The sequence below is a fragment of the Arsenophonus sp. PmNCSU2021_1 genome (genome assembly GCF_036919435.1).
Lineage (GTDB): Bacteria > Pseudomonadota > Gammaproteobacteria > Enterobacterales > Enterobacteriaceae > Arsenophonus > Arsenophonus nilaparvatae.
In genome coordinates this window covers 60,940-84,660 of sequence record NZ_JAZHPL010000007.1, presented here as the reverse complement: position 1 = coordinate 84,660, position 23,721 = coordinate 60,940, and the positions used below count along the sequence as shown (strand labels likewise).

Sequence of the window (23,721 nt, the reverse complement as noted above, 5' to 3'; positions counted from 1 at the left end):
CCTCCTCTTAAGGTTTATGTGATAGCTGTATAGTCAGATGGACGTCTGGCTATGCAGCGCTAAAAAACAGTTTAACGCATAACAAACAACATTTAACAACTGACTCCAACCATACCCCATCAGGCTGCGCCTGTTAGGGTATGGCCTTCCGTCAGTTAAACAACATTCAGTACCCGTGCTCTAATCAGAATATACATCACCGTATTATCCTTCGTATCTGACCGGGCATCGAACAACCAACCTATCAACGGAATGGCAGAAATAAAAGGAACCGAAGAAGTAGAGTTGACCGCATTATGCTGGATTAAGCCCCCAATCAACAACGTATCGCCATTTTTCAACTGAACCGTCGTATCAATTGAACGTTGATTAAAAACAATATCCGTTGCATTGGAAATATTTGAAACACTGTCCGCTTTCGATTTCACCGTTAACATGACACTGTCACCATTTAACACTACCGGTGTTACATCAAGCGAAATCCCTACATCACGTCGCTCAATGGTCTGAAAAGGATTTTTAACATCAACCCCCTGACCAATAATTTTACCCGTCACAATCGGTACATTCTGACCAGATGAAATCAATCCGCGTTTACCGGATAACGTCAAAATACGCGGCACAGATAATAACTTACTGTGCTTATCACCCTGAACCGCCGTTAATGCCAAACCTAAAACATTGCCTGAAAAAATGCCAAATGACCCACCGCTACTGGACAAAATATCGCCCAGCGTAGCCGTATTTACGCCCCCTACCACCGTTGACCCTGATTTTTTCCCTACGCCAAAAGAAAAATCAAAATTACTGCCGTTGGTGGTTTCAAACATAATGCTTTCAATTAACACTTGCGTTCGTTGTATATCAATAGACGGCACAAAAGATTGTATCTGCTTATGATTCTCTGGCGTTGTCGTCACAACCAAACGATTATTGCCCTCATCAATCACCACCTGTCCGCCTGAGTAAGGTGACGATTTCAGGAAGATGTCAATAACAGAAAAAACATCTTTAACCAGAACATGATGAAACGAATAGGTTTGCGTTTTTTGCGTGAAAAAATGACCCCGTTGTGGCGTAGGATAATCTGGCAAATAATGTAAACTTGACCCTTCCGGCAATGGATTCTCTAACGCCTTATCCAACGCAGAAATGCCATAATTGCCTTGATGACTTTTGGCAATAATCACCGGATTACCGGGACTGACCTCATAACCTCTAGACGCCATCACTGAAACAAAAAAAGCAGGTAAATTTTCAGGTGAAATATCAGCATTATAAACGGTGATTTTTTCATTAAAATCATTGGGTACAATCACACCTTTACCCGTTTTTCTCGAATACCAATCCACAAATTCAGATATTGGCACATTGGTCATGGCAATTTTTTCAGCAAACGTATTTAATGAAAATATCAGGATAAAACTAACAAGACACCAGCGCATTTCTTCCCCTCCCGTATATTCTCATTTTACAGGCACTCATCACTTCAATATTGTAACCTTGTTGAATAAGTTCACCGGATTCAATCATTTCATTATCCATTAAAAATAAAATCCGTGTTTCATCACCTAATAATTTAAATGATTTTATTTTTAATTTATTTATTTCAAATTGCTTAACTAGCTGTGTTTCTAATATTTCTTTTTGAGGATGATGAATAAAAAAATAACCGATAGAAATACCCAATAAACCGCCTAAAATTAATAATCTTAATTTTGAAAAACGTTTTAAATGAATACGTGTTAATCGCATAATTTTACTTAACGTTAAGGGTTGTTGATAGCGACCATAAATAGAATAAGGTGGTAAAAGACAATAAACGCCCTTATTATAAAAAGAAGAAAACTGTTGTTTGGTATCATAAGCATCATATAAATCCGTCCCACGATATATCCAACGTTCAACAACAGGCGATTGAATATTATCGCCATATTTAACTATCCCTAAATGAATTTTTGGCGCCGATATTTTGGCACCAAAAATAATACTCAATAATGAGCCAATCAATGGAATGGCAAAGCGGTCAAGCCGTCGGCAATAAACCACATGCTCAGCTAACGCTTCTCTGGCCTGTTTATCGACTAATGAAATATTTTGCACTAAAAAAATAATATCCCAGCCTAATTTACGGGCATGTAAAAACCTGTCTAAAACAGGCTGACGACTTTTATCATTCCAGCTGCGGGTATTTAACCAAGTGCCACATTCATCAAGCACTAATAACCCATTTAATTTTTCATCATACGTTTTATTACCACGACCAATGGCATTTAAATCAAATAACGTCGGTTTATCGGGTAAACGATAAATCATTATTTTCTTCGCCATTTTACCAACAGCGGGCATATTATGGGGTTTTAAATCAATATTTGTCGCCACCGGATAACCCTTTATTAATTTATCCTGAATCTTCGCCACGGAAATTAATGATTTTCCAGACCCTAATGCCCCTGTGACAAAATAAACCGCCATTTATAAAATCCTATGGGCATAATTTAAAAGCCTTTCTTTTAAATCAAATAAAAAAACCACAATTCGGGTTGACATAATCGCAATAATATAAGCATGAAAATTATCGGGTAAAATCGATGTCATTAAATGGGAAAAATCAGTCGGTAAATACGTCACTGCAATTTCAATAAAATAACCATACGCGGTTATCATTGTGGTCATAATAAGCGAAACTAAAGCCGTAACAATTAATCCCGTTCTCGTGATTAATTTAGTAAATAACACCGCGCTATAACTTAATACCAAAGGAACAAAACCCGTTAAATAACGTAATACTGCCGCAAATCCTAATAATACCGGCATTAATCACCTCCCTTGCGTAACAACGAAGTTAACGAAGTGAAAACATACCAAAACGTCAATGCTGCCATTACCCACGAAAGTAATGATTTTATTGCGGTTAACTTATCGCAACCAATTCTGATTTCATAAACGTCGTCCGCAAAAAGAATAAAATCAGAACAACCCTGACCATTAGGAAAAATAGACACATGACTAAAAATTGAACGCCAAAAAGACCCCTCTTTAATTTCTAACGGACTGGCAATCTTAACCGCTGTATCAAATACCGATTCTCCCTGACCGTATAAAGTCGTATCAGGATCAGCAAAATTACCCGCCCCTCTTAATAAATTATCAAACGATCCTGAAATACTTTTTAATGATTCATCGGTTTTTTTAGTCGCCTCTGAGGTATCCTTACCACTATCATATTCTTCAATTAACGATTTTTTTAACGCTGTTTCTACCGCAGAAGCGATATCATCCTCTTCATCTAAATCATTCCCACCCGAACCACCGCCGACACTACCGCTTCCTTCATTCCCGCCGGAACCACCACCCGGACTACTGCCGCCCTCATTCCCACCAGAACCCTTACCTTTACCTTCTTCAAGAACTTTACCCGTCGGTTTCCAATCCGCTGCAACCGTATCACCAATTGGTACAATCGTACCGGTTGCAATATACTGACAACCCTCAATATTGACATAATAATCACTACCGATTTTATAAGCATTAGCATAAGTCTTTGCTTCTATCGGTTTTGCTAAACAATCCTTTTCATCATCTTTACCCCAATAAACCGTAATGCCCCATTTAACATACACAAGATCTTTACTCGCAGAAGGCACTTTACAACTCTTATCTAACTCATATTTAATTTGATACCCTTGATTTACAAAAGAATCTTTAACACTCTCATAAAAATCTAAAGCCGCATCTTTCGCTTCCGCACATGGCCTGACAGCACTTTCTTTTTCAGGATCCCAAATAACTTCTAACTCATGATAAGATGTTTCCCACTCAGCATGAGCAAAAAAGGAAATTGAAAATAATAAAAAAATATAAGGCCAGTTGTTCATAAATAACCCCTAAAAGTGGGGGCATTACCCCCCAACAGGCTATTAAACTGCTTTTGAAGAAAATTTCTTAAATAAGCGAATCGCTAATCCTGCACCAACAACAGCAACCACAACAGGCCAAACTTTACCAATTAAGGTATTCGCTTGGGTAAGCAATGAATCCATCGCCTGACTCGCGTAATCAGTTGTCGTACCTGCACCACCTTCACCTGCCGCTAACGCGATTCCTGAAAAAAGAAAAAGTGATACTGCCAGATATTTATTTAAAATAAATGCCTTTGCGTTAGATAAAAATTTCATACTGAAACCTCCGCTAATTTTTTAAAAACCAAAATGGAGTATGAAAAACCCCATCCGATAGCAAAAGCCGAGAATAAATAAACGATCTCCATTACCTCTGTCCTCCTGCTATAAATCCAAGACCGAAACATAAGACAATTCCAATCTCGAAAATCAGGTTATATACTTCCGGTAACCCTACTGTTGCCATAGCGATTACCTATTCTGCTAAATCAAGGAACATTTCAACTTTATACCCAAGTGTCATTTGCCCTGTTTTTTTATCAGGATATCTAAAGGAACGCTCATAACCTGAAATACGACAAACCAGTTCATTGATTTCTGAGTCAATCGTCCCCACACGTCGTTTAGAACGAATTTTGACTATAGGCGGTTTAGAATAAGGGTCAGGCGCAGGTAAAATAACAGTGGTATAAACGTGTCCATCATCAGAAGTACTGACACGGGTTACTTTTCCACTAATCACCGTTTGATATAAGGGCAATGCAGCCATAATGGTTCACCTTTCTTGATTTAAGCGTTTGCAACTTGTTTAAATGGATAAATATTATTCTGACGTTCAAAAACACTCACTGGCTCAACATACCAGTCAGGCCGTTGTTGAGAAAAATCGATATGGATAACTTTATAAAAAGGAATGACGTTAGATTTATCGCCCGTAAGATTTTGTAATTGTGATTTGCTGATGCCAATATCGGTTAATAAGGTCAAATAACGCCAAAACGTCATTCGACTCATGGAATTAAGAACATTGTAAAATCCTTCATTGACTAAACGGCGATAAAAACCGAATATCCGTTGGGCTTTGGCATAGGAGATGTTGCCTTTGGGCGTAGTGGAATAATAATGTGATTTTAATCGTTCAAAAATATGTTCATCATCATAAATATTCATTTCCATACCCCTTAGTGCCGTCAGCAAATCATCAAAACTTTTCATCCACAGATCGTAAATTAAATTAGCCCTACCACGTTCATAGTGTTGTTGATAAAGACAAAGCGCTGAAAAATTAACCGGAATCTGATTATCTTTTAAAAACCGTTTTTTCAATCGCCCTTCTAATCTCAACAAATTATTAGCAAAATCAATCAGTCGTTTATCATTTAAAATAGCAAACTGATTAAGCAAAACCTCATCATTAGGATTAACCCGCAATTTTTTTTGTATTTCACCTAATCGTTTTGCCAATTCAAACGCTTTATAATAAATACACAATTCCCTATGTTTAGAGCCACGGTTAAAATAGACGGTTGATTCATAATCGTTTGATTTCGTGGCTTTGGTTTGTCCATGACTAATATTTTTGAAATAGGCAATCACCTGTTTACAAATACTTTCCGTCGGTAATCTTACTGATAACGTTGTATGAAGCTCAGAAACTTCGCTATTCTCGACATCTAACAAATTTAAAAGATGTGGCATGGAAGCCGCTAAATTAGTGATTAACTCCAAACCACATAATGCAATATTGGTTGAACCAAATACGTTATGCCCCTGTAAGAGCTTGGCAGGTGAAGCCTTAAGATTGACACGCGGAAAAATCAAATGAGTTCCCTGATAAATCTTCATGCCCAAACTGGCAAAATGCGTTGGTAACGATTCAAAAGGATGCGCTAATTCCTGAACAGATAAATCCCCTTTTATTTCAAATTCCACATCGCGAGCAGATAGCCGAATACCGCTTAATTTAGCAATCTGCATAAAATCGATAGAGCCTCCTCCGTGTTCTCTATCACGAGATGTTCTAATTACATACTCGTCTTTAAATGGAATCTGCAATTCAAGGAAATCTATCATTTACAAATCTCAATATTTACATCATGCACACATGACATAAGAAACATTTGCATGTTGTAAATACGCATGCGTGAAATATTGAATAAAAAAAAGATATGATTAATAACTAAAAGGGGAAATTTGTTATGACATCCAAAAGAGCAGATACAACAGTAAGAATAAACGAAGAAAGAAAGCTAGAACTAAAAAGGAAAATACTAGAAATAGGAAATAAAACAGGAGATATACTAAAACAAACAGAATTAGTAAGTTATCTTATAGATAATTATCTTGATGATGCAGTAAAAGATATAATAGCTAAAAAAACTGCCAGGAAAGCATAGATAAAATAACAATATCATTGTTATTAAATGTGGAAATAAAAGTTAAATTTAAGTAAAAGTATATCAAAATGATACAAGAGTACATAATTTTAAGAGTCATGCACTCTTGATTACGTAACATTTAATTAACAAATGGCTGATATAAATGGAACAGAAAAAAATAATAAAACGACTAAAAGAAATAGAAATTGAATTTAGAAAAAATAACCCTGACGTCATCGGTTATACCCTGTTTAATATCGTTAATCGACGTTTTGTGACAATGAAAGAAAATGGATTTGGAATGCCTATCTATACGGATAATCTTGAAATAGCTTATTTTGAAGATACAAAATTTCCCGCATTGATAAGTAGAGAATTGTTACCAGAACCTGATAAATTCGATATTGCGGTTGTTCCACTAATCAAAAACCCCCTATTTGGGCTTAGCGTCAAGTCAGGCTACCTAGATCGACATAACCGCAGGTTCGCACAATAGCGTTATGTGTAAATGGCCGCCGTCTGCGAGGAGCTATTTTCGCAGACGGCTATTCAACATAACGGCATTGTACATTGTGCGAACCTTGATGGTATATTATGGAATATTAATCTAGGAATAATCATTTTATTGATTTGGTGTGAAATTAAAAAACAAACAAAATATCACTAAACGATTCGCTTGTCTTCGACCCTCAAACTACTCAGTCGCTTTATTTATCGTAAAAAGATGGCTTAGCAGGAGCGCTAACGCGTGGGTTCCTTGCTACCCGATAAGTCCCCCCTGGCTTCGGCGGTTTTGCAGTCGGTTATCTTTGCGATTTCAATCTGCCGCCTTACATGTCCTGACGGACATTTTAAAAATATCTGCTATAATTTTAAGGCTGGATGCCCCAATATCTGACCTTGCCATATTTAGGGGAACACACATCCAGCATCTCCAAGCATAAAAAAAGCCCGCTAATAAACTAGCGGGTTTCCCTGATATTGGTGTGATGCGACTCTAAATCAGAAGTGGCGGTATTTCATAATTGATTTTAGAAGTTATGACCTAATACCCAGTCAATATAAAAAATGACAATCAAAGATTGTACCCTACAAAATGTAGGGTACTTTGCAGAGAAAAACGGCTATTTTCTATTTGGCAAGGTACATTGATAAAACGCGAACAAAACCAAACGGATATGAAACGTCGAAATAAGGTTGCTCAAAGAATAAAACTGAAATTTATTCTTAGTGTCTTGTAACGTATCTCTTACCACCGGATAAGACACATCACGCGCCCAAGCAATCTCTTTTTTGGTTAATTGTCAACGATCACCGAAAACTGATCCACTTTTTAGCTAAATCCGATCAATCAAAATTGATCCACTTTTACTCAGTCATTGCTCCTGAGCGCCGCTTATCTTTCAATCGATAGCTTTCACCGCTTAATTGCAGTACATGCGAATGATGAAGTAAACGATCAAGCATAGCGGCAGTTAATGTTGCGTCATCAGCAAAAGCATTTGGCCATTGCCCAAATGATAAGTTACTCGTCAATATGACACTGCCATGCTCATAACGCTTGGCAATCACATTGAAAAACAGGTTTGCTTCTTCTCGCCCAAACGGCAGGTATCCAATCTCATCGATAATCAACAATTTCGGGGCCATCACCGAACGTGATAGATATTGTTTGAGCTTATTTTGTCGTTTGGCAGTTGAGAGTTGCAACATCAGTTCAGCTGCCGTGGTAAAGCGGGTTTTCTTCTTGGCCTGTACTGCTTTTAATCCTAACCCAATAGCTAAATGCGTTTTGTCTACACCGCTTGGGCCAAGCAACACGACATTTTCATTACGTTCAATAAACGTTAATGCGCTTAATTCCTGTATGTGTTGTTTGGGGATCCCCGTTGCAAACTTAAAATCGAACGTATTAAGTTCTTTATGTGCTGGGAATCCTGCCATCCGACTCAAAAGATTACGGGTTCGTTCATCTCGTTGTTGTTGCTCACATTTTAATAGGCACAGTAAAAACTCTCCGTAGCTTTTGTCTTGGGCAATGCATTGTTCGGCAAGTGATGACCAATGAGTCGGAATAGAATTTAATTTCAATGACTCACACAGGTGTTCAATTTGTTCATGCAATAACATGTTCACCTCCCAGCAATGCTTCGTATACGCTGATTGAGTGTTGCAAACTGACAGATTCAAGGGGCGGTACGATACGGATATTAAGCGTATCAGTCTGCGGGATAGATTGGCAAACCCTTGCTGGTAAGGGTAGAAGATACTTAACTTCCTTAGCTAGTCTATCTGCTGGCTTCTCTAACGTTGTTCCATGAATCCGCTGATGGGCAACGCGTTGTAACCAGGGCCCCACTCTTGCATTAGCTATCTCAATATCCAGTTCAAGATTATGAGCACGAAGGTCGGTATTTAATGGTACAATAAAGCTGTTTTTTAAATAGTGGTTAAAGCGCTCTACTTTCCCTTTAGTTTTTGCCCTGTAGGGCTTGCAAGCACACAATTTAAACCCGTAATCTTTCGACATTTGAAGGATTTCGACATGTAATTTATGTTCACCTTCTGCATAAGCATCCCGTTCGATGATGAGGGATTTTGCGTTATCACACAATATTTCCTGTGGTACACCACCAAAATAGTCGAAAGCTTCTCGTAAACCTTGTTGCCAGGATTCTGCTCGTTCATTATCAAAGAACTTTACATAACTCGCACGCGAATAGCCTAGCGTTGCAACAAACGCTTTTAGTGATTTTTTACCTCGCCGGATGCTGGTGAAGTCGATTTGCATTTGTTGACCTGGCTGTGTTTCAAAACGGACGACAGCTTCGGGAACAATGCTTGGTTTAATTGACAAACAAATCGGCGTAATTGAGCAATACCGCCTTGATAGCCGCTTTCAACTACTTCATCAAATAAGACTGTTGCAGGGATCCAATCAGGTTTAGGCAGTTCAATTCGATGAAGCAAATAAGGTTTAAAGGGTGCTAATTTAGTCGGTTGTTGACTTCTTTTAGCATAAGTTGGCATTGTCTGTTGTTGTAAATGATGTTTTACGGTGTTACGGGATATGCCCAATTCACGGGCAATTTTTCGAAGGCTTTGTCCTTGTGCAAAGCGAACATGAATATCCACAAATATCTCCTTGGTTAACATAAATTATCCGTACAAAAATGTGCGAATAATACCAAGTGGATCAGTTTTAGATGATCGTTAGTGGATCAGTTTTGCATGATCGGTGACAGTATTCTAGCCTGGATAACCTGAAATCAATTCGCTCTCATGGTTGGATCTGGGTAACCACGCTGAGGAAAAATAGGATTGTTAACCATAACAAACAACTGAACAAGTTAGACATCTCAGAAGAAGGAACGTCAATACACTTGCGAGGATATGGTTGGGTAACCGTTTTCAAATTTACAGCCAAAAACGGCCGTATTGATTACATAGTAACAAACAAAGAGAATCCCACCCGTCAATACCTCAAATCTATCATGGATGCCCGTTGGTCTGTTGAAGTTTATCATCGAGAAGTTAAACAAAACTGTGGTATTGAACGCTGTCAGGCTCGCACGAGCCGAGCGCAAAGAAATCATATTTTTCTCGCTATTTCTGCGTGGTTTGAACAACATAAACCTCGTATATCTGAAAAAATAACCCTTTATCAACAAAATTGGGACGTAATCAAAAGTGCTATTACTGAGCAAATCCGTGTTTTATTAGCGTACCCAAATTAGTTTTGTGCGAAACTCGTGTAGTTTTTTCTTTAATTCAAAGTTGTCTGGATTATTCAAATAGTTAGAACTATTTTCTATCGTATAACGAATAGCTACTTCTTTGAGATTATCTAATATATTGATATTAAAATATTTTAATTCACTTATTATTTTGTAATTGTTATCTACTATTTCTTTATAGCTATTGTATTCTTTAATTTCTGAGAATTTTTTTTTGAAGTTTTCAAAATATTCTCTTTTACTAAGGTTAGCCAGTTCGATACGTGAATCAATAATTTCATCACCGTTTCTGTCTAACTTACTAATATATATATTATACTCACATTGATATATCTTATATTTTCTACAAGGGGAAAAATCAACATAACGGCGTTGTATATTATGCCAATTTTTATTATGCAATCAATCTAGCAATTCAAACGGACAGCTACAGCTCTAGAAAGCCAAATGCCAATTAGGGCGTTAGTTGTATACTCAAGTATACTTAAGTTTTTTTGGAAATAGCCAACTAACAACAGTCCAACCAATAAATAACAGTTGTTAAAATAACGGCTTATCCATTTTGTTGGACTGTTTGTTATTTTATTTTTTTAAGTGAGTATATTTTTCGGCATAAGAAAAACAGTGATCAAACATATATCGTCCTAATGTAAATATTACAACTGGAAACATATTTAATGCTTCCAGTGATCCCTGTTCGATAAGTGATTAAGAAACTTTTTCTTTCTTTTCTTTTAGGGCAATCGCATTGGTAGCATCAATTTTTTGATGTTTTTTATGCTCTTGCACGTTATTTCCTTCCGGTATTTTTTTGTTTAGATCTACTGTAATTTTTTTCGATATGCCAATAAAGAACCCACCATCCTCAATAGACAGATTTTCACTATAAATCTCACCTTCGATCATGCCATTTTTTGAATTTCAATTAAATTTGACTCAACACGACCATCAATTTTTCCATCGATAATCGATTTTTTGGCTAATATACTGCCTGTTACTATACCAGTTCTTGTCACAATAACCGTGTTTTCTTTACATAAAATATTGCCGATATATTTAACCTGAGTTCGGGATAAGAAATAAAGAGAAAGTCTTGATATTCAAATAGTTGAATGAGCCTGTTTTGTTAAAATACTCTAACAGTCTGGTTAAAGAGTAGAGCATTGTTAAACAATTATGGAAAATCTTACTGAACTTTATTGCCTGATGGATGATTTTTGCAAAGACTTCGAGCCAAAAATGCATGAATATTTGCTGACTAACGGTACTAAGCGTCGTAGACGGTCTACTCAGCTTTCGTTGGCGGAAATGATGACACTGGTTGTGTTGTTTCATCAACTCCGATTCAGGCAATTCAAGGTATTTTATCTCTATTATGTCCGCTTATATCTCCGGAAGGAATTTCCTAACTTGCCATCCTATTCACGCTGTGTAGAGTTACTTCCGCGTAGTGCCTTAGCGTTAACGGCACTGTTTGAGTCAATTAAGGGAAAATGCACGGGGCTATCGGTTGCCGATTCTACTCCGATAGCGGTGTGTGATAACTTACGGATCCGCAGACATAAAGTCTTCAATGGGATAGCTGAACGGGGAAAAAATTCAACAGGTTGGTTCTTTGGTTTCAAGCTTCATGTAATTATCAATCATTTGGGGGAAATACTCAGTTTTCGACTCACACCAGGAAACACCGATGATCGGAAACCATTGCCTGAGCTGACAAAGGATCTTTCTGGTTGTTTGTACGCAGATAAAGGGTATTTATCGGCTTCACTGAAACAGCAACTCAAAACGATGGGAATTAGCCTTATAACGAATATCAAGAAGAAAATGAAGCCTATTAAACAGACTTGTTTCGACAAAGCCATCTTGCGTCATCGTTCTGTCATTGAAACGGTATTTGATGAGTTAAAAAATCTTTGTCAAATAGAGCATACGCGACATCGCTCTCCGGCTAACTTTGTAGTGAATTTATTAGGCGGACTGGTTGCATATTGTTTAATGCCATCTAAACCAAAGATACCTGTTGCAGGTACGTATCTTCAAGTATAATTGATAATGCTTATCCCGAACTCAGGTTATTTACCATCAATGAGTATATCTGCGTCTGAGACAATATCTCCGGTGAAACAAGTTTCAGAGCATATAATAGTTTTCTTGTCACTTTTGCTTTCAAGATTGTTTTCTGTGCTTTGCTTATTTTCTGTACTTTCAATTTCCCGTTTCTTAAACAAAATATTTCTCCTAAAATAATAGATAATTAGCCGGCTAGAAACTAATCCACTGCTAAAGCAAACCCAAAAGAATCCAGTGGAATACATGATGACACGAGTTTCGCACAAAACTAATTTGGGTACGCTAATAAAACACGGATTTGCTCAGTAATAGCACTTTTGATTACGTCCCAATTTTGTTGATAAAGGGTTATTTTTTCAGATATACGACGTTTATGTTGTTCAAACCACGCAGAAATAGCGAGAAAAATATGATTTCTTTGCGCTCGGCTCGTGCGAGCCTGACAGCGTTCAATACCACAGTTTTGTTTAACTTCTCGATGATAAACTTCAACAGACCAACGGGCATCCATGATAGATTTGAGGTATTGACGGGTGGGATTCTCTTTGTTTGTTACTATGTAATCAATACGGCCGTTTTTGGCTGTAAATTTGAAAACGGTTACCCAACCATATCCTCGCAAGTGTATTGACGTTCCTTCTTCTGAGATGTCTAACTTGTTCAGTTGTTTGTTATGGTTAACAATCCTATTTTTCCTCAGCGTGTTTACCCAGATCCAACCATGACACGAGTTTCGCACCAATAAAAAAACGCTCTATTTTTAAGTTTAATTCAGCATAATATATAAATAGATAAAACCTTATAAATCAAATACAACTTATTGTAATTTAAGAAAATTCATGTGTTTTAGTAACTTGCAGATTGATCATTGCTTTTAAGCCATTTCTAGAATTTTATATGCCTGTGCGAAACTCGTGCATGAGAGCGAATTGATTTCAGGTTATCCAGGCTAGAATACCAAGCATCCATCACTACCGCTTCTGGCATGATCCCTCTTTTTTTAGCAAGAGTGAGCATTTCGGAAAAGTGCGTGTTTTTTGTTTTTCCATCAGAATCTTTATCATAAATACGATAATTGATAGGAATTGATTCAACCTTCGTCAGATCATGCCAAAGCAAATTAACTAAACCTATGCCAGCAATAACCTCATGTTCATTACCTGAATATTGATAATGGACCATCTCTATTTTTTTACTACGTGTTTTGGCAATCAATGTATCATCGGCAATTAGTACGCAAGGGCTTTTTTTGTCTATAGAAGGTTCAACTAATCGCCATAGGTCTTTAGGTCTAAAACATCTACTTTTTAGCCATCGGCTAACAGTGTCATCAGATAAAGGCGATGGGCTTACTTCTGATAACGCTAAACCAGAGTATCTTAAACTGCTTACTTGTAAGAATCACGAGTTTCGCACCAATAAAAAAACGCTCTATTTTTAAGTTTAATTCAGCATAATATGTAAATAGATAAAACCTTATAAATTAAATATAACTTATTGTAAATTAAGTAAATTTATGCATTTCAGTAACTTGTAGATTAATCCACGAGTTTCGCACCAATAAAAAAACGCTCTATTTTTAAGTTTAATTCAGCATAATATGTAAATAGATAAAACCTTATAAATTAAATATAACTTATTGTAAATTAAGTGAATTTATGCATTTCAGTAACTTGCAGATTAATCATTACTTTTAAGCCATTTCTAGAATTTTATAGGTCTGTGCGAAACTCGTGAGAATGTTTTATAGATATCTTTAATACATGGATAACCCGACAAAATATGAACACCCTGATTTTTTCTTGTTTTTAAATTTATACTTCTTTTTTGGAGATTGCGAAACTCGTGGATGATAGAAACGCACCATGCAATAATTGCTACGTTGATTAATCGCACATAGTCCTCCACCGGATTTTAATTAATTAGCACAGCATTAAATTCAGAGTTTATGATGCGTAAAGTAAAAATTTTTTTTGTTATCTCCATAATAATTTTATGTTATTAATCGTTTCACTTAATTTAAAGTGGATGTTGGTGTTAAAATATTTGTTTTTTTGTTAATTGATGGTTGATTAAAATGTCACGTAGATTGATTTTTAAATTAAATCACTTTTTATGCTCTCGGATTGTTATTGTGAGAAAATAAATAACATTTTTTTGTCTATTATAAAATAGCTAAATTGCAACAAAATTAATCATTATTCATTATATTAGTTAGTTTCAGTATATTGCAATGCATCTTCGATCAAAAATATTGACTTATCTTATAATTTTTATACTTTTATTCTGATATGCAAATTTATAAATTATTATTTTATTGTTCAAGTTAATTTTTTAAAACTATAAAACATGAACCGTTACTATTTTGATAACAATATAAGCGTTATTTTGTTGTAGTGATATAATGAACTCGATAGCTATTTTAAATGATAATTTATATTAATAGCATATTAAAAGCGACTAATTATATATTACTTTAGCCACTTTTTTGTTAATGTTTAAGAATAGAATAGCTTTAATTATTGCTTAATTTACATTGATAATTTTGAATTATACCCGCTGATCCAAGGTTAAAATCGAGCAATTTTAATCGGCTCGCCAACAAAATAAATTCATTTTTTTGCGAGCTTGGTATCATCGCTAAGCCATAATAGGCAATATTATCACCCTGCTCTTCGGCATATTTTTCTAGATAATTAAATGGTGATATTTTATTTATGTCCGCCGCGGGAATTTTAATAGCTATGTATTGATGACTATTGATTCTTTGTTTTAATGGCCGCCAGCTTTTGGTTATAGTATCTTCATTTTCTTTTATTATTTGATACACTTCAGCTTTTAAACAGGCTAAATGAATATGCAATTGTTCTTGTGATCGACCATATTTTGAGTTTATAGCGAGAGAAAGATATTGCTCGTTAATGGGTTTATTTGCTGATTTAATAAATAGCTGCCGATTTTGCCATGCTAACATGAAATAATTTTCTGTGTTTTTTTGTTGCAAAATAGGACTTTCAATGCCAGAGATTTTGTCTAATGGTAATAATAAATCATGTAATGGCCCCTTTATATCCTTATAAATAACATATCGGTGTTGTTGATCAACTTTGATACATGGCGATTGTAAGCTGCCATTTTTAAACTCAGGAATACATTGTTGATTAATAGTTTGCCATAACTTATCACTGTTTATTTTTAAATAGGCAAAATAAATTAATATTGATAAGAGTAAAGCAAAAAATATCTTGAGCAGTAATTTGATAGTTTTTTTCATAAAAAATCCTATTATAAACATTTTCCTTGAAAGCATTTTAGAATGATTGATTTAGTGGTTATCTGCGTTTTTTACTCAGCTAGTATAAGGTATGTGTAAGTTTATTCTATCTATTTGTTAATTTAATGTTCTAAATGTTTTTCTTTTTTGACGGAATATAACTTTATTGAGTAGTTCGCATGTTTAAAAGATATCTCTTGACTCTTTTTATGTGAGGTTTTTTACTTACGTATAATTAGAATCAAGATAACAAAAGAAGGTTAATAATGATAATTTTTATCACTGGCGTTACTGCGGGTTTCGGCGAAGCAATAACGAAAAAATTCATTGCTAATGGCCACATTGTAATTGGTACAGGTCGACGGGAAGAAAGGTTAAAAAAATTGCATCAACAGTTAGGAAAAAATTTTCACCCTATCCTGCTAGATATAAGGGATAAGCAAGCTATTAATGATGTAGTGAACAACTTAAATTTCAAAAAAATTGATGTACTGGTAAATAATGCCGGGCTGGCTTTAGGCTTAGATACGGCTGAAATGGCTGATACAGATGACTGGGATATTATGATTGATACCAATGTGAAAGGATTAGTTCATATGACCCGCGCAATATTACCAGGAATGGTGGTGGCCAACCATGGTCATATCATCAACATTGGTTCTATTGCGGCTAACTGGCCATATAAGGGAGGAAATGTTTATGGTGCCACTAAAGCATTTGTGAAACAATTTTCTTTAAATTTGCGAGCTGATTTACAAGGTAAAAAAATAAGGGTAACGGATATTGAGCCAGGTTTGGTATCTGGAACAGAATTTTCTTATATACGGTTTAAAGGTAATTTAGAAAAAGTATCTGAGACTTATAAAGGCGCCGAGGCCTTAACAGCAGAGGATATCGCTGAGGCTGTTTTATGGGTTTCAACTTTACCTGCTCATGTCAATGTTAATATTTTAGAAATGATGCCTGTTTGCCAATCTTTTGCTGGTTTAAGCGTAGATAAAGAATTTTATAATGATAATTGATAATTTTTAAATATATTTTGTTATAATATAGTTCTCTTTAACCTAGGTAAATATTTTTGTACTAACAAGAAGGTGGTAAATTATGTCTAAAAGTATATCGATATTAGCCTTATTGGCTTGTTATTTGTGTAGTGGAGCTGTTTCTGCGGTAGAATTATTTCTTCACGATGGTAATAGTGCCTTAACAAAAGAACAAGCGCGTGAACAGAGTGAACAATGGAATGCAACAAAATCGTTACGTAAAAAAGTCAATCAGCGGGCAGAAAGGCAGTTTGATAAATCTGATAAAGCAGATAATGAAAGTGAAGCTTGCTATAAAAGCGGTAAATTAAATGCTTATTGGGAATCTAAGACTAAGCGTTGTTTGGACAGTAATACAGGGCAACCTATACGTCCTTAAATACGCGTTAAACATTAAGGGAATGGACATGAAAAAGATATTTTTATTAAGCTTATTGCTATGTTTTGCGGTATCAAGGATGGCATTAGCGTCATCTTGTGACGATGTTAAGAAAAATATTTCAGAAAAAATAGTTAAAAATGGCGTTTCCTTGGATGCATTTAAACTAGAAATTGTACCAACTGAACAGATAGACGTCACAAAAGATGAGGTTGTTGGTCATTGTCAGAATGATAAATTTAAAATTGTTTATACCCGTTTACTGCATCAGTAGTACTTAAATGATTAAGGGTGACATTGGATGCACCCTTTTCTTTAGTACTAGCAGCCTCTTATTATGTTTTTTATAAGCTTTTTATCCATATACTCTGATAAATCCCTTTCTTCCGGCCGTAATAAATAAGGGATTTCCCCTAGTTTAGGCGCCGGTATGTGACACTGTAACCTATTAATGATTTGCGCATAACATGTTAATCCAGGATTAATACGATTGGCTATCCATCGAACTAAACTAACGCCGTCTTGAATAATAGCATGCGCTGTTAAAACAGCATGGTTAATACAACCGGGTTGAATGCCAACAACTAAAATAACTGGCATTTCCTGTTGGATAACCCAGTCGGAATAAAATGTTTGCGAATTCACTAAGTGGCGCCACCCTCCACAACCTTCAATAAGAATATAATTGGCTTTTTGCTTTAGAATAGTTATTTTTTTATTAATTTGATTAAAATCAATAACAAGTTCTTTTTCATGGCTATTTTGAATGATCACCGGATTTATTTCATTAGCAGTTAGCGAAATTGGTGATGATTGTGAAATAGTACTAGTAAATTGGTTAATTTCATCCAGAACTGACGTCTCTTGAAATTTTGTTTTTATAATAGGTTTATAACCTATTGCACTACTCGAGTTATCATTAAGGATTGTAATAAGGCACGGGTAGCAATTGTTTTTACCTACATTGGTATTTGTTCCAGTTATAAATAAACTTGTCAACATATCTTAAATCCTATCTATAATAGATTAAGAAATTTTGATGGAGTTTAAGATATTGTAATTATTAGAAGATTGCGTTAGCTCAATTTTTTACTTAATTAGCATTTGTTAAATTTTATCCCGCCATTAATTTAGCCAGCAGAGAACCATTATATAAGGCATCTTTAATAATAGCGGTCGCCAATATTGTTCCTTCATTATTAAATTTAGTTGCTACTAGGGATACATTATTTTGGTAACAGGGTAAGGATTTTTGTCGAATTTGTTTGCTAATGACAGGAAATAGCTGATTTTTTACCTCGTTTAGCGGTGAGCCAATTAAAATTAATTGGGGATTGAAAATATTAACCATTACAGCAAGGGTATTACCGATTTGTTGCCCTACTTTTTCAAGAGTATCAACAGCAATTGGATCTTGTAGATTAATAGCCTGACAAAAATCATTAATAGAGATTTTTTCTTTATTAAGGCTAGAATCGGGATATTGTTTAGCGATGGATTGCGCTTTTTTTAATATTCGTGGGATCGCAATATGGGTTTCCAAACAGCCTTGATTACCACAATAGCAATCTAAACCCGCAAAATTGATATTAATATGACCAATTTCAATCGCATGACTATTACCTAAAGCTAGAATACTCCCTTGTATCTTGAAATTTGGTTATAATAATAGCGATTAGATTTGGCAAGGTGTATGTAATCCGATTGTCCCTGGGGTTTATAGCCCGTAGCAAAGCGAATGATGCATACACTTAGCCACTCATCTGAAACCCGAACAGTTGTCCGTAATTCATAACGTATTTGCAAGGATGGGTAATATGAGTCAGCTAAATCCAATTTGTGTAGGAATTGATGTTTCTAAAGCTTCATTGGATATTGCAGGCACCAATAACATTGAGCAGTTCAGAGTCAGCAATAACCCTGACGGGTTCGATACCATCATTTATCAACTGAAAAAGAACAACATAGCCTTGATTCTGATGGAAGCTACAGGTGGTCTCGAGGCAGCGATTGCATGCGCTCTTCAGGCTGAAGGTTTTGATGTTGCCGTTATCAATCCCAGGCAAGCCAGAGACTTTGCTCGATCCATGGGCTATCTGGCAAAGACTGATAGAATAGATGCCAGAGTTTTAGCTCAGATGGCTGATGTCATTAACCGCCATCCTGAGCGGTCACGTTTTATCCAGGCTATTCCCGATGCAGAGCGTCAGATTCTTGCTGCTATGGTGGTGCGCAGACGCCAGCTGATTGCAATGCTTGTAGCTGAAAGAAACCGGATGCATCCATCTCACCCGCAAAACAGAAAAAGCATCAGTAACATCATCAATGCACTAGAAAATGAACTTAAACGGATTGACGAGGATATGCATAAGCATATTACGGATCATTTCAACGAGCTTGCAGAGCGGCTAAGTACTATCAAAGGCATTGGTATGATGACTGCTGCTACATTGCTGGCAGAAGTCCCTGAGTTAGGGAAACTCTCGCGCAGGGAGATCAGTGCACTGGTTGGGGTAGCTCCTGTTAATAGAGACTCGGGAACCATGCGTGGCCGACGAACCATTTTTGGCGGTCGGGCCGGAGTTCGAACCTCTTTGTACATGGCTGCACTGGTTGCAACTCGTTTCAATCCGGTGATAAAAGCATTTTACACACGGCTGGTTGCAGCAGGAAAAGCCAAAAAAGTGGCGCTGGTTGCCTGTATGCGCAAACTGCTGACTATCCTGAATGCGATTCTCAGAAAGAACCAAGAATGGGATGAGTCGTATCATAACGTTGCTCCATAAATATACTGTTCAAGACAGTTGCTTTGGTAATGATACAAGCGTTAATATGATCATCAATCACAATTTGAATAATGTTTTTTCTATACTTAGATGCACCGGAAAAAAATTCACTCATAGTCCAGGCAGTACTTCATGTAAAAGTTTATTATTGAGTTCATATAGCGATAAAATTAATGAACCCTTATTAATTCTAACACATAAAAATTGCCAACCTTGGCTAACAATTTCTAAGCCAGTTATTGGTCTTCCTCTAAAACCTAAATCAGGAAATTCAACCTCCTTTATTAAGTGTGCATTGATAAGTTCTCTGGTAATTTTTGTGATACTCGCTGGCGCTAGTTGAGCTTTTTTTGCCAAGGAAATTCTAGAAATAGATCCAAGTTGATCGATAAGTCGATAGACAAGCTTTAAGTTAATCTGTTTTATTTCATCAGTATGCCCTACTTGCTCATTCATATAAATTTCACTCAATTTATTAAAACCAACTGCAATTATGAAGAGCATTTTTTTTTATATGTGAATTTGGGCTTATATTTTGTGATCTGGAGTGCAGTTATAAAAAAAACCACGAGTTTCGCACAGGCCTATAAAATTCTAGAAATGGCTTGAAAGTAATGATTAATCTGCAAGTTACTGAATGCATAAATTCACTTAATTTACAATAAGTTATATTTAATTTATAAGGTTTTATCTATTTACATATTATGCTGAATTAAACTTAAAAATAGAGCGTTTTTTTATTGGTGCGAAACTCGTGAAAACATCTTATAGAAACGACTATTGATAGCAATTATCTTAATCGTGCGTAGTGCTATCTTGGGCTGCAATTTATGGCATAAAGTATAAGTTTTTATGCCATAAATAAATATTATTCTAATAAAAACCTACAGCTTTCCACCATAATAAACCAATTGTAAGGAAAATAGCCTGATTGACTAAACTAATAATAAAGCCAACCTTCCACCATACACCTGTTGGTACGTAACCTGCGCCAAAAAGAATAGGTCCACGAGCATGAGAATATTGAGTTAAAGAGCAATAAAGGCTGCTAGTAAAGGCAAGCATCAATGCCGTTGGAACAGTCGGAATACCTAAATTGATATCGACTCCTAAGAAGACGGCATATAGTGCAGCTATTTGAGCATTACCGCTAGCAAAGAAATAGTGAATATAAAGATAGGCGGCATTAAGCATTAATAAAATAATAACTCAATTAGTATCTTGCATGCTATGACTAAGACTGTCACCAATAAGATTGCCGAACCAAGTTGTAAATCCCAGAATCTTTAGTTCATTGGCCATCATTAATAGCGCAGCAAACCAGATAAGTGTATCCCAAGCATCTTTTTCTTTTTTTACATCTTCCCAAGTTAATACCCCGGTAAGTAGTAATACAGATAAACCAGTAAAAGAAGCGGTTGTGGGATCAATTCCTAATATATCACCAAATATCCATAGTATAAGTAGTAGCAATACCGTAGCTAACATTAACCATTCATTACGTGTCACTGGCCCCATTTTTTTAATTCATCATGTGCAATTTTAGGTGCATCTGGAGTATGACGAATAGTTGGCCGAACTAACCAATAGATTAATAATGGAATAATAATGAATGAGATCAGGCAAGGAACAATAGCTGCTAATAACCAGCTACCCCAGGTTAAGGTAACACCTGCGTTGGCGGCTAGTTTGACAGCGAGTAAGTTACCAGTATAAGCAGTCATAAACATTGCCGCAGTAATATCATTAATATTGCCAATACAAGTGATCAGAAAAGTTCCTATTTTACGGCGTGATTCATTTTCTGGATGGGAGTCAAAACTACGTGCCAATGAATCAGCGATCGGATAAATAACACCCCCACAGCGTGCGGTGTTACTTCGCATAGCAGGAGATAAAATTAAATCAGCCACCGCCAGACCATATGCCAATCCTAGCGTTCTTTTACCTAATAGTCGGATCATCTGTAATGCAATTCGTCTGCCTAAGCCGGTTTTAATAAAACCTCTGGCAATCATAAAAGCAATTACGATAAGCCAAATTAAACTACTATTAAGTTCACTTAGTGCAGTCATAATGGCATCACTTGCACTTTCATCTCCAGTGGCGTGACTAAGAGCAAAAATGGTAATTCCAATTAGGCCAATTGCGCCAATGGGTAATACTTTAGCAACAATCGAAGCAATAGTTGCTACAAAAATAATTACGGTTTGCCAGGCAGCAATACTTAATTCTGTCGGTGGTTTTTGATACAAAAAAAATGTTGCGACTATAGTGATAATTACTAGGGGTAACCATTTTACTTGACTGGTTATTTTACTCGCCATAACTGCTCCTTCCTTCTGCTCAGTTCTATTTTCATCAATAGTATAATAGCGCAGTAAAAGTTTGAGAATGTTAAGATTTTAATGTATATCTTTTAATATAAAAATAAATAAGAAATTTATAGAAAAAATAATAATAAAAATTAAAGTATCTGAATATAGAGAATTTTACTTATGCTTGGTTAAATATTTTTAGTACATTTTAATTAAATGGCTAATAAATTGTTTTTGATGATTAAAAAATGATAAATATCTAGGTATTTTATGATGACGATTAATTAAATTTTATTCAAAGTTATTAACTTAATGGCTTATATTAAAATTAATTAGTAAAGATATAAGAAAACAGAAGAAAAATAGTATTCAATAAAAACTTTACCAGTTATTTTAATTGAGTTTTATTAAGTTAAATAACGTCGGATTTTTTATGTTGTTATTTTTAATAAGCTTATTCAATTTATATATTGGACAAAATATGCCGTTTTATTTATTCTGGTATCAATTATTAGTGAATAATTATCAGGTATTAGATGAAAATATCTCAACAAGATAACAAAGAGAACGTTGGTTGCCAAAAGGATAATTTTCAGCATCATATAAAATATCGTGATGCACTTTATATACGGGTGACTTTGTCATTCTTTATGGTGGGATTATCGACTTTTGCTTTACTCTATTTTGTGCAACCAATACTACCCATTTTATCAAGTGAATTTAAAATATCACCTGCTCAATCTAGCATGTCACTTTCACTTTGCACTGGCCTCCTCGCATTGGGATTGCTAGTAACTGGCCCTCTTTCCGATGCACTAGGCCGCAAGAATATTATGGTGATCTCTTTACTAAGCGCAGCTATTTTTACCTTTATCAGCGCTTTTATGCAAAGCTGGGATGGTATTTTATTAACTAGAGCATTAGTTGGATTTGCTTTAAGTGGTGTTGCAGCAGTTGCCATGACTTACCTCAGTGAGGAAATTCATCCCAATTATTTAGCACTTTCTATGGGATTATATATTAGTGGTAACTCTATAGGTGGTATGAGTGGACGATTAATTACCGGTATTTTAACTGATCATTTTTCTTGGCGGATAGCAACCATTGTATTCAGTTTGTTTGCGTTTATTGCCGCGATTATCTTTTGGCGCTTATTACCGCCTTCACAACATTTTAGAGCTTCTTCAGTCCGTCCACTTTTCCTATGGATTAATTTTAGAGTGCATCTTAGAGATAAGGGATTGCCTTTTTTATTTATGATTGGTTTTATCATTATGGGAAGTTTTATAACCCTTTATAATTATATAGGTTATCGATTATTGGAAGCTCCTTATAATTTTAGCCAGACTATGATTGGTCTATTAGCTTTTATCTTTTTAGCCGGTACCTATAGTGCTTCTAAAGCGGGATTTTTAGCATTAAAGTATAACCATTCAGATATTTTATTTATTGCAATTTGTTTAATGTTTATTGGTATCGCGATTACTTTTTTCTCTCCAATTTTACTTATTTTATTGGGCATGGTGATTATGACGGTAGGTTTTTTTGCGGCTCATGCTATTGTCAGTAGCTGGATTGGGAAACGTGCAAAGCGAGCAAAAGCCCAGGCATCTTCATGGTATTTGTTCAGCTATTATGGCGGATCAAGCATCGCGGGTACATTAGGTGGTATATTTTGGAGTAATTGGAAATGGAATGGAATTATTGGTTTTATTATATTTTTAACATCTCTAGGATTAATTATTAGTATCAAATTAAGGAAAATATAAACTGCTGGTCTTAATTAAACACAAAATCTTGTGCTTTAATTAAGACTTTTATTTAGATCAGC

At 35.6% G+C, this 23,721-nt stretch carries 25 protein-coding genes and 6 pseudogenes; 9 read left to right on the top strand and 22 right to left on the bottom strand.

The annotated features are described in order from the left end of the window. Positions 1 to 155: 155 nt before the first annotated feature. The 8 genes from V3224_RS17865 to V3224_RS17830 form a co-directional block, all read right to left on the bottom strand. On the bottom strand, positions 156 to 1,445 hold the full coding sequence (locus V3224_RS17865; RefSeq protein WP_334472136.1) for a secretin N-terminal domain-containing protein: 1,290 nt from the start codon (positions 1,443 to 1,445) through the stop codon (positions 156 to 158). Then, positions 1,426 to 2,475 carry a zonular occludens toxin domain-containing protein gene (locus V3224_RS17860; RefSeq protein ID WP_334472135.1) on the bottom strand — a complete coding sequence of 350 codons (1,050 nt, stop codon included), beginning with the start codon at positions 2,473 to 2,475 and terminating at the stop codon, positions 1,426 to 1,428. The genes V3224_RS17865 and V3224_RS17860 overlap by 20 nt, the downstream gene beginning before the upstream one ends. Further along, on the bottom strand, positions 2,476 to 2,817 hold the full coding sequence (locus V3224_RS17855) for a DUF5455 family protein (protein WP_334472134.1): 342 nt from the start codon (positions 2,815 to 2,817) through the stop codon (positions 2,476 to 2,478). It lies immediately after the preceding gene. Beyond that, positions 2,817 to 3,878 (bottom strand): attachment protein, encoded by a 1,062-nt coding sequence (locus V3224_RS17850; protein WP_334472133.1) that lies wholly within the window; start codon positions 3,876 to 3,878, stop codon positions 2,817 to 2,819. Before V3224_RS17850 ends, V3224_RS17855 begins: the two co-directional genes overlap by 1 nt. Positions 3,879 to 3,920: 42 nt before the next feature. Further along, on the bottom strand, positions 3,921 to 4,178 hold the full coding sequence (locus V3224_RS17845; RefSeq protein ID WP_334472132.1) for a major coat protein: 258 nt from the start codon (positions 4,176 to 4,178) through the stop codon (positions 3,921 to 3,923). Positions 4,179 to 4,269: 91 nt separating this feature from the next. Then, positions 4,270 to 4,368, bottom strand: a complete 99-nt coding sequence (locus V3224_RS17840) for a tail virion protein G7P-2 (RefSeq protein WP_310513615.1) — start codon at positions 4,366 to 4,368, stop codon at positions 4,270 to 4,272. A 9-nt stretch (positions 4,369 to 4,377) separates the two neighbouring features. Continuing rightward, complete coding sequence (locus V3224_RS17835) at positions 4,378 to 4,671, bottom strand: DNA-binding protein G5P (protein ID WP_334472131.1); 294 nt, start codon at positions 4,669 to 4,671, stop codon at positions 4,378 to 4,380. Positions 4,672 to 4,691: 20 nt separating this feature from the next. Then, positions 4,692 to 5,975, bottom strand: coding sequence for a phage/plasmid replication protein, II/X family (locus V3224_RS17830; RefSeq protein WP_334472130.1), 1,284 nt, complete (start codon positions 5,973 to 5,975; stop codon positions 4,692 to 4,694). 125 nt (positions 5,976 to 6,100) lie between these two features. Here V3224_RS17830 and V3224_RS17825 point away from each other — a divergent pair, with 125 nt between their 5' ends. Continuing rightward, a complete protein-coding gene (locus V3224_RS17825; protein ID WP_334472129.1) occupies positions 6,101 to 6,298 on the top strand; it encodes a hypothetical protein in 198 nt (65 codons plus the stop codon). A 145-nt stretch (positions 6,299 to 6,443) separates the two neighbouring features. Continuing rightward, entirely contained in the window at positions 6,444 to 6,776 is a 333-nt protein-coding gene (locus tag V3224_RS17820; RefSeq protein ID WP_026823658.1) for a hypothetical protein, read from the top strand. An 872-nt stretch (positions 6,777 to 7,648) separates the two neighbouring features. Here V3224_RS17820 and istB read toward each other — a convergent pair. Continuing rightward, positions 7,649 to 8,410: an IS21-like element helper ATPase IstB gene (gene istB / locus V3224_RS17815; protein WP_334472128.1), complete on the bottom strand. Its 762-nt coding sequence runs from the start codon at positions 8,408 to 8,410 to the stop codon at positions 7,649 to 7,651. Then, a pseudogene (gene istA / locus V3224_RS17810) lies at positions 8,397 to 9,436 on the bottom strand (IS21 family transposase). The gene istB and the pseudogene istA overlap by 14 nt, the downstream one beginning before the upstream one ends. 89 nt (positions 9,437 to 9,525) lie before the next feature. Between istA and V3224_RS17805 the strand changes: the two are divergent. Beyond that, a pseudogene (locus V3224_RS17805) lies at positions 9,526 to 10,017 on the top strand (transposase); the annotation flags it as partial. Here the strand turns inward: V3224_RS17805 and V3224_RS17800 are convergent. The 3 genes from V3224_RS17800 to V3224_RS17790 form a co-directional block, all read right to left on the bottom strand. Further along, positions 10,000 to 10,419, bottom strand: coding sequence for a hypothetical protein (locus tag V3224_RS17800; RefSeq protein WP_334472127.1), 420 nt, complete (start codon positions 10,417 to 10,419; stop codon positions 10,000 to 10,002). The pseudogene V3224_RS17805 and the gene V3224_RS17800 overlap by 18 nt on opposite strands. Positions 10,420 to 10,725: 306 nt before the next feature. Beyond that, entirely contained in the window at positions 10,726 to 10,923 is a 198-nt protein-coding gene (locus tag V3224_RS17795) for a hypothetical protein (protein ID WP_334472126.1), read from the bottom strand. Further along, a complete protein-coding gene (locus V3224_RS17790; RefSeq protein ID WP_334472277.1) occupies positions 10,920 to 11,069 on the bottom strand; it encodes a polymer-forming cytoskeletal protein in 150 nt (49 codons plus the stop codon). The genes V3224_RS17795 and V3224_RS17790 overlap by 4 nt, the downstream gene beginning before the upstream one ends. 124 nt (positions 11,070 to 11,193) lie before the next feature. Between V3224_RS17790 and V3224_RS17785 the strand changes: the two genes are divergently transcribed. Next, the gene (locus tag V3224_RS17785) at positions 11,194 to 12,066 is read left to right on the top strand and encodes an IS982 family transposase (protein ID WP_334467716.1); all 873 of its coding nucleotides are present in this window, start codon (positions 11,194 to 11,196) and stop codon (positions 12,064 to 12,066) included. Between the two features lie 26 nt (positions 12,067 to 12,092). Here V3224_RS17785 and V3224_RS17780 read toward each other — a convergent pair whose 3' ends face one another. The 5 genes and pseudogenes from V3224_RS17780 to V3224_RS17760 all read right to left on the bottom strand — a co-directional run bounded on the left by V3224_RS17780 (position 12,093) and on the right by V3224_RS17760 (position 15,364). After that, on the bottom strand, positions 12,093 to 12,248 hold the full coding sequence (locus V3224_RS17780) for a hypothetical protein (protein WP_334472125.1): 156 nt from the start codon (positions 12,246 to 12,248) through the stop codon (positions 12,093 to 12,095). Positions 12,249 to 12,358: 110 nt separating this feature from the next. Continuing rightward, positions 12,359 to 12,814: pseudogene (locus tag V3224_RS17775) on the bottom strand (transposase); the annotation flags it as partial. 185 nt (positions 12,815 to 12,999) lie between these two features. Continuing rightward, positions 13,000 to 13,491 (bottom strand): annotated as a pseudogene (locus V3224_RS17770) (transposase); the annotation flags it as partial. Positions 13,492 to 13,794: 303 nt separating this feature from the next. Beyond that, positions 13,795 to 13,986 carry a hypothetical protein gene (locus tag V3224_RS17765; RefSeq protein WP_334472123.1) on the bottom strand — a complete coding sequence of 64 codons (192 nt, stop codon included), beginning with the start codon at positions 13,984 to 13,986 and terminating at the stop codon, positions 13,795 to 13,797. Positions 13,987 to 14,605: 619 nt separating this feature from the next. After that, the gene (locus V3224_RS17760; protein ID WP_334472122.1) at positions 14,606 to 15,364 is read right to left on the bottom strand and encodes a CDP-diacylglycerol diphosphatase; all 759 of its coding nucleotides are present in this window, start codon (positions 15,362 to 15,364) and stop codon (positions 14,606 to 14,608) included. 266 nt (positions 15,365 to 15,630) lie between these two features. Here V3224_RS17760 and ydfG point away from each other — a divergent pair, with 266 nt between their 5' ends. From ydfG to V3224_RS17745, 3 genes are all read left to right on the top strand, one after another. Next, positions 15,631 to 16,386, top strand: a complete 756-nt coding sequence (ydfG, locus tag V3224_RS17755) for a bifunctional NADP-dependent 3-hydroxy acid dehydrogenase/3-hydroxypropionate dehydrogenase YdfG (RefSeq protein WP_334472121.1) — start codon at positions 15,631 to 15,633, stop codon at positions 16,384 to 16,386. A gap of 82 nt (positions 16,387 to 16,468) precedes the next feature. Next, positions 16,469 to 16,786, top strand: a complete 318-nt coding sequence (locus V3224_RS17750) for a DUF1283 domain-containing protein (protein WP_032115029.1) — start codon at positions 16,469 to 16,471, stop codon at positions 16,784 to 16,786. A gap of 28 nt (positions 16,787 to 16,814) precedes the next feature. Further along, entirely contained in the window at positions 16,815 to 17,060 is a 246-nt protein-coding gene (locus tag V3224_RS17745; RefSeq protein ID WP_334472120.1) for a DUF1161 domain-containing protein, read from the top strand. Positions 17,061 to 17,107: 47 nt separating this feature from the next. Here V3224_RS17745 and bioD read toward each other — a convergent pair whose 3' ends face one another. Beyond that, positions 17,108 to 17,788 (bottom strand): dethiobiotin synthase, encoded by a 681-nt coding sequence (gene bioD / locus V3224_RS17740; RefSeq protein ID WP_334472119.1) that lies wholly within the window; start codon positions 17,786 to 17,788, stop codon positions 17,108 to 17,110. Between the two features lie 112 nt (positions 17,789 to 17,900). Continuing rightward, positions 17,901 to 18,422: an ROK family protein gene (locus V3224_RS17735; RefSeq protein ID WP_334472276.1), complete on the bottom strand. Its 522-nt coding sequence runs from the start codon at positions 18,420 to 18,422 to the stop codon at positions 17,901 to 17,903. A gap of 181 nt (positions 18,423 to 18,603) precedes the next feature. Here V3224_RS17735 and V3224_RS17730 point away from each other — a divergent pair, with 181 nt between their 5' ends. Next, positions 18,604 to 19,572, top strand: coding sequence for an IS110 family transposase (locus tag V3224_RS17730; protein ID WP_032115191.1), 969 nt, complete (start codon positions 18,604 to 18,606; stop codon positions 19,570 to 19,572). Positions 19,573 to 19,701: 129 nt separating this feature from the next. Here the strand turns inward: V3224_RS17730 and V3224_RS17725 are convergent. Beyond that, positions 19,702 to 20,028 (bottom strand): annotated as a pseudogene (locus V3224_RS17725) (sugar metabolism global transcriptional regulator Mlc); the annotation flags it as partial. 417 nt (positions 20,029 to 20,445) lie between these two features. Further along, positions 20,446 to 21,899: pseudogene (locus tag V3224_RS17720) on the bottom strand (DASS family sodium-coupled anion symporter). A 527-nt stretch (positions 21,900 to 22,426) separates the two neighbouring features. On the opposite strand from V3224_RS17720, the gene V3224_RS17715 reads away from it, so the two are divergent. Beyond that, a complete protein-coding gene (locus V3224_RS17715) occupies positions 22,427 to 23,659 on the top strand; it encodes an MFS transporter (protein WP_334472118.1) in 1,233 nt (410 codons plus the stop codon). The last annotated feature ends 62 nt before the right edge of the window (positions 23,660 to 23,721 follow it).

What these genes read in the sequence shown, in the direction of transcription:
- V3224_RS17865 (WP_334472136.1), bottom strand. Translation starts at nt 1,445, where the DNA reads ATGCGCTGGTGTCTTGTTAGTTTTATCCTGATATTTTCATTAAATACG.
- V3224_RS17860 (WP_334472135.1), bottom strand. Translation starts at nt 2,475, where the DNA reads ATGGCGGTTTATTTTGTCACAGGGGCATTAGGGTCTGGAAAATCATTA.
- V3224_RS17855 (WP_334472134.1), bottom strand. Translation starts at nt 2,817, where the DNA reads ATGCCGGTATTATTAGGATTTGCGGCAGTATTACGTTATTTAACGGGT.
- V3224_RS17850 (WP_334472133.1), bottom strand. Translation starts at nt 3,878, where the DNA reads ATGAACAACTGGCCTTATATTTTTTTATTATTTTCAATTTCCTTTTTT.
- V3224_RS17845 (WP_334472132.1), bottom strand. Translation starts at nt 4,178, where the DNA reads ATGAAATTTTTATCTAACGCAAAGGCATTTATTTTAAATAAATATCTG.
- V3224_RS17840 (WP_310513615.1), bottom strand. Translation starts at nt 4,368, where the DNA reads ATGGCAACAGTAGGGTTACCGGAAGTATATAACCTGATTTTCGAGATT.
- V3224_RS17835 (WP_334472131.1), bottom strand. Translation starts at nt 4,671, where the DNA reads ATGGCTGCATTGCCCTTATATCAAACGGTGATTAGTGGAAAAGTAACC.
- V3224_RS17830 (WP_334472130.1), bottom strand. Translation starts at nt 5,975, where the DNA reads ATGATAGATTTCCTTGAATTGCAGATTCCATTTAAAGACGAGTATGTA.
- V3224_RS17825 (WP_334472129.1), top strand. Translation starts at nt 6,101, where the DNA reads ATGACATCCAAAAGAGCAGATACAACAGTAAGAATAAACGAAGAAAGA.
- V3224_RS17820 (WP_026823658.1), top strand. Translation starts at nt 6,444, where the DNA reads ATGGAACAGAAAAAAATAATAAAACGACTAAAAGAAATAGAAATTGAA.
- istB (WP_334472128.1), bottom strand. Translation starts at nt 8,410, where the DNA reads ATGTTATTGCATGAACAAATTGAACACCTGTGTGAGTCATTGAAATTA.
- V3224_RS17795 (WP_334472126.1), bottom strand. Translation starts at nt 10,923, where the DNA reads ATGATCGAAGGTGAGATTTATAGTGAAAATCTGTCTATTGAGGATGGT.
- V3224_RS17785 (WP_334467716.1), top strand. Translation starts at nt 11,194, where the DNA reads ATGGAAAATCTTACTGAACTTTATTGCCTGATGGATGATTTTTGCAAA.
- V3224_RS17760 (WP_334472122.1), bottom strand. Translation starts at nt 15,364, where the DNA reads ATGAAAAAAACTATCAAATTACTGCTCAAGATATTTTTTGCTTTACTC.
- ydfG (WP_334472121.1), top strand. Translation starts at nt 15,631, where the DNA reads ATGATAATTTTTATCACTGGCGTTACTGCGGGTTTCGGCGAAGCAATA.
- V3224_RS17750 (WP_032115029.1), top strand. Translation starts at nt 16,469, where the DNA reads ATGTCTAAAAGTATATCGATATTAGCCTTATTGGCTTGTTATTTGTGT.
- V3224_RS17745 (WP_334472120.1), top strand. Translation starts at nt 16,815, where the DNA reads ATGAAAAAGATATTTTTATTAAGCTTATTGCTATGTTTTGCGGTATCA.
- bioD (WP_334472119.1), bottom strand. Translation starts at nt 17,788, where the DNA reads ATGTTGACAAGTTTATTTATAACTGGAACAAATACCAATGTAGGTAAA.
- V3224_RS17730 (WP_032115191.1), top strand. Translation starts at nt 18,604, where the DNA reads ATGAGTCAGCTAAATCCAATTTGTGTAGGAATTGATGTTTCTAAAGCT.
- V3224_RS17715 (WP_334472118.1), top strand. Translation starts at nt 22,427, where the DNA reads ATGAAAATATCTCAACAAGATAACAAAGAGAACGTTGGTTGCCAAAAG.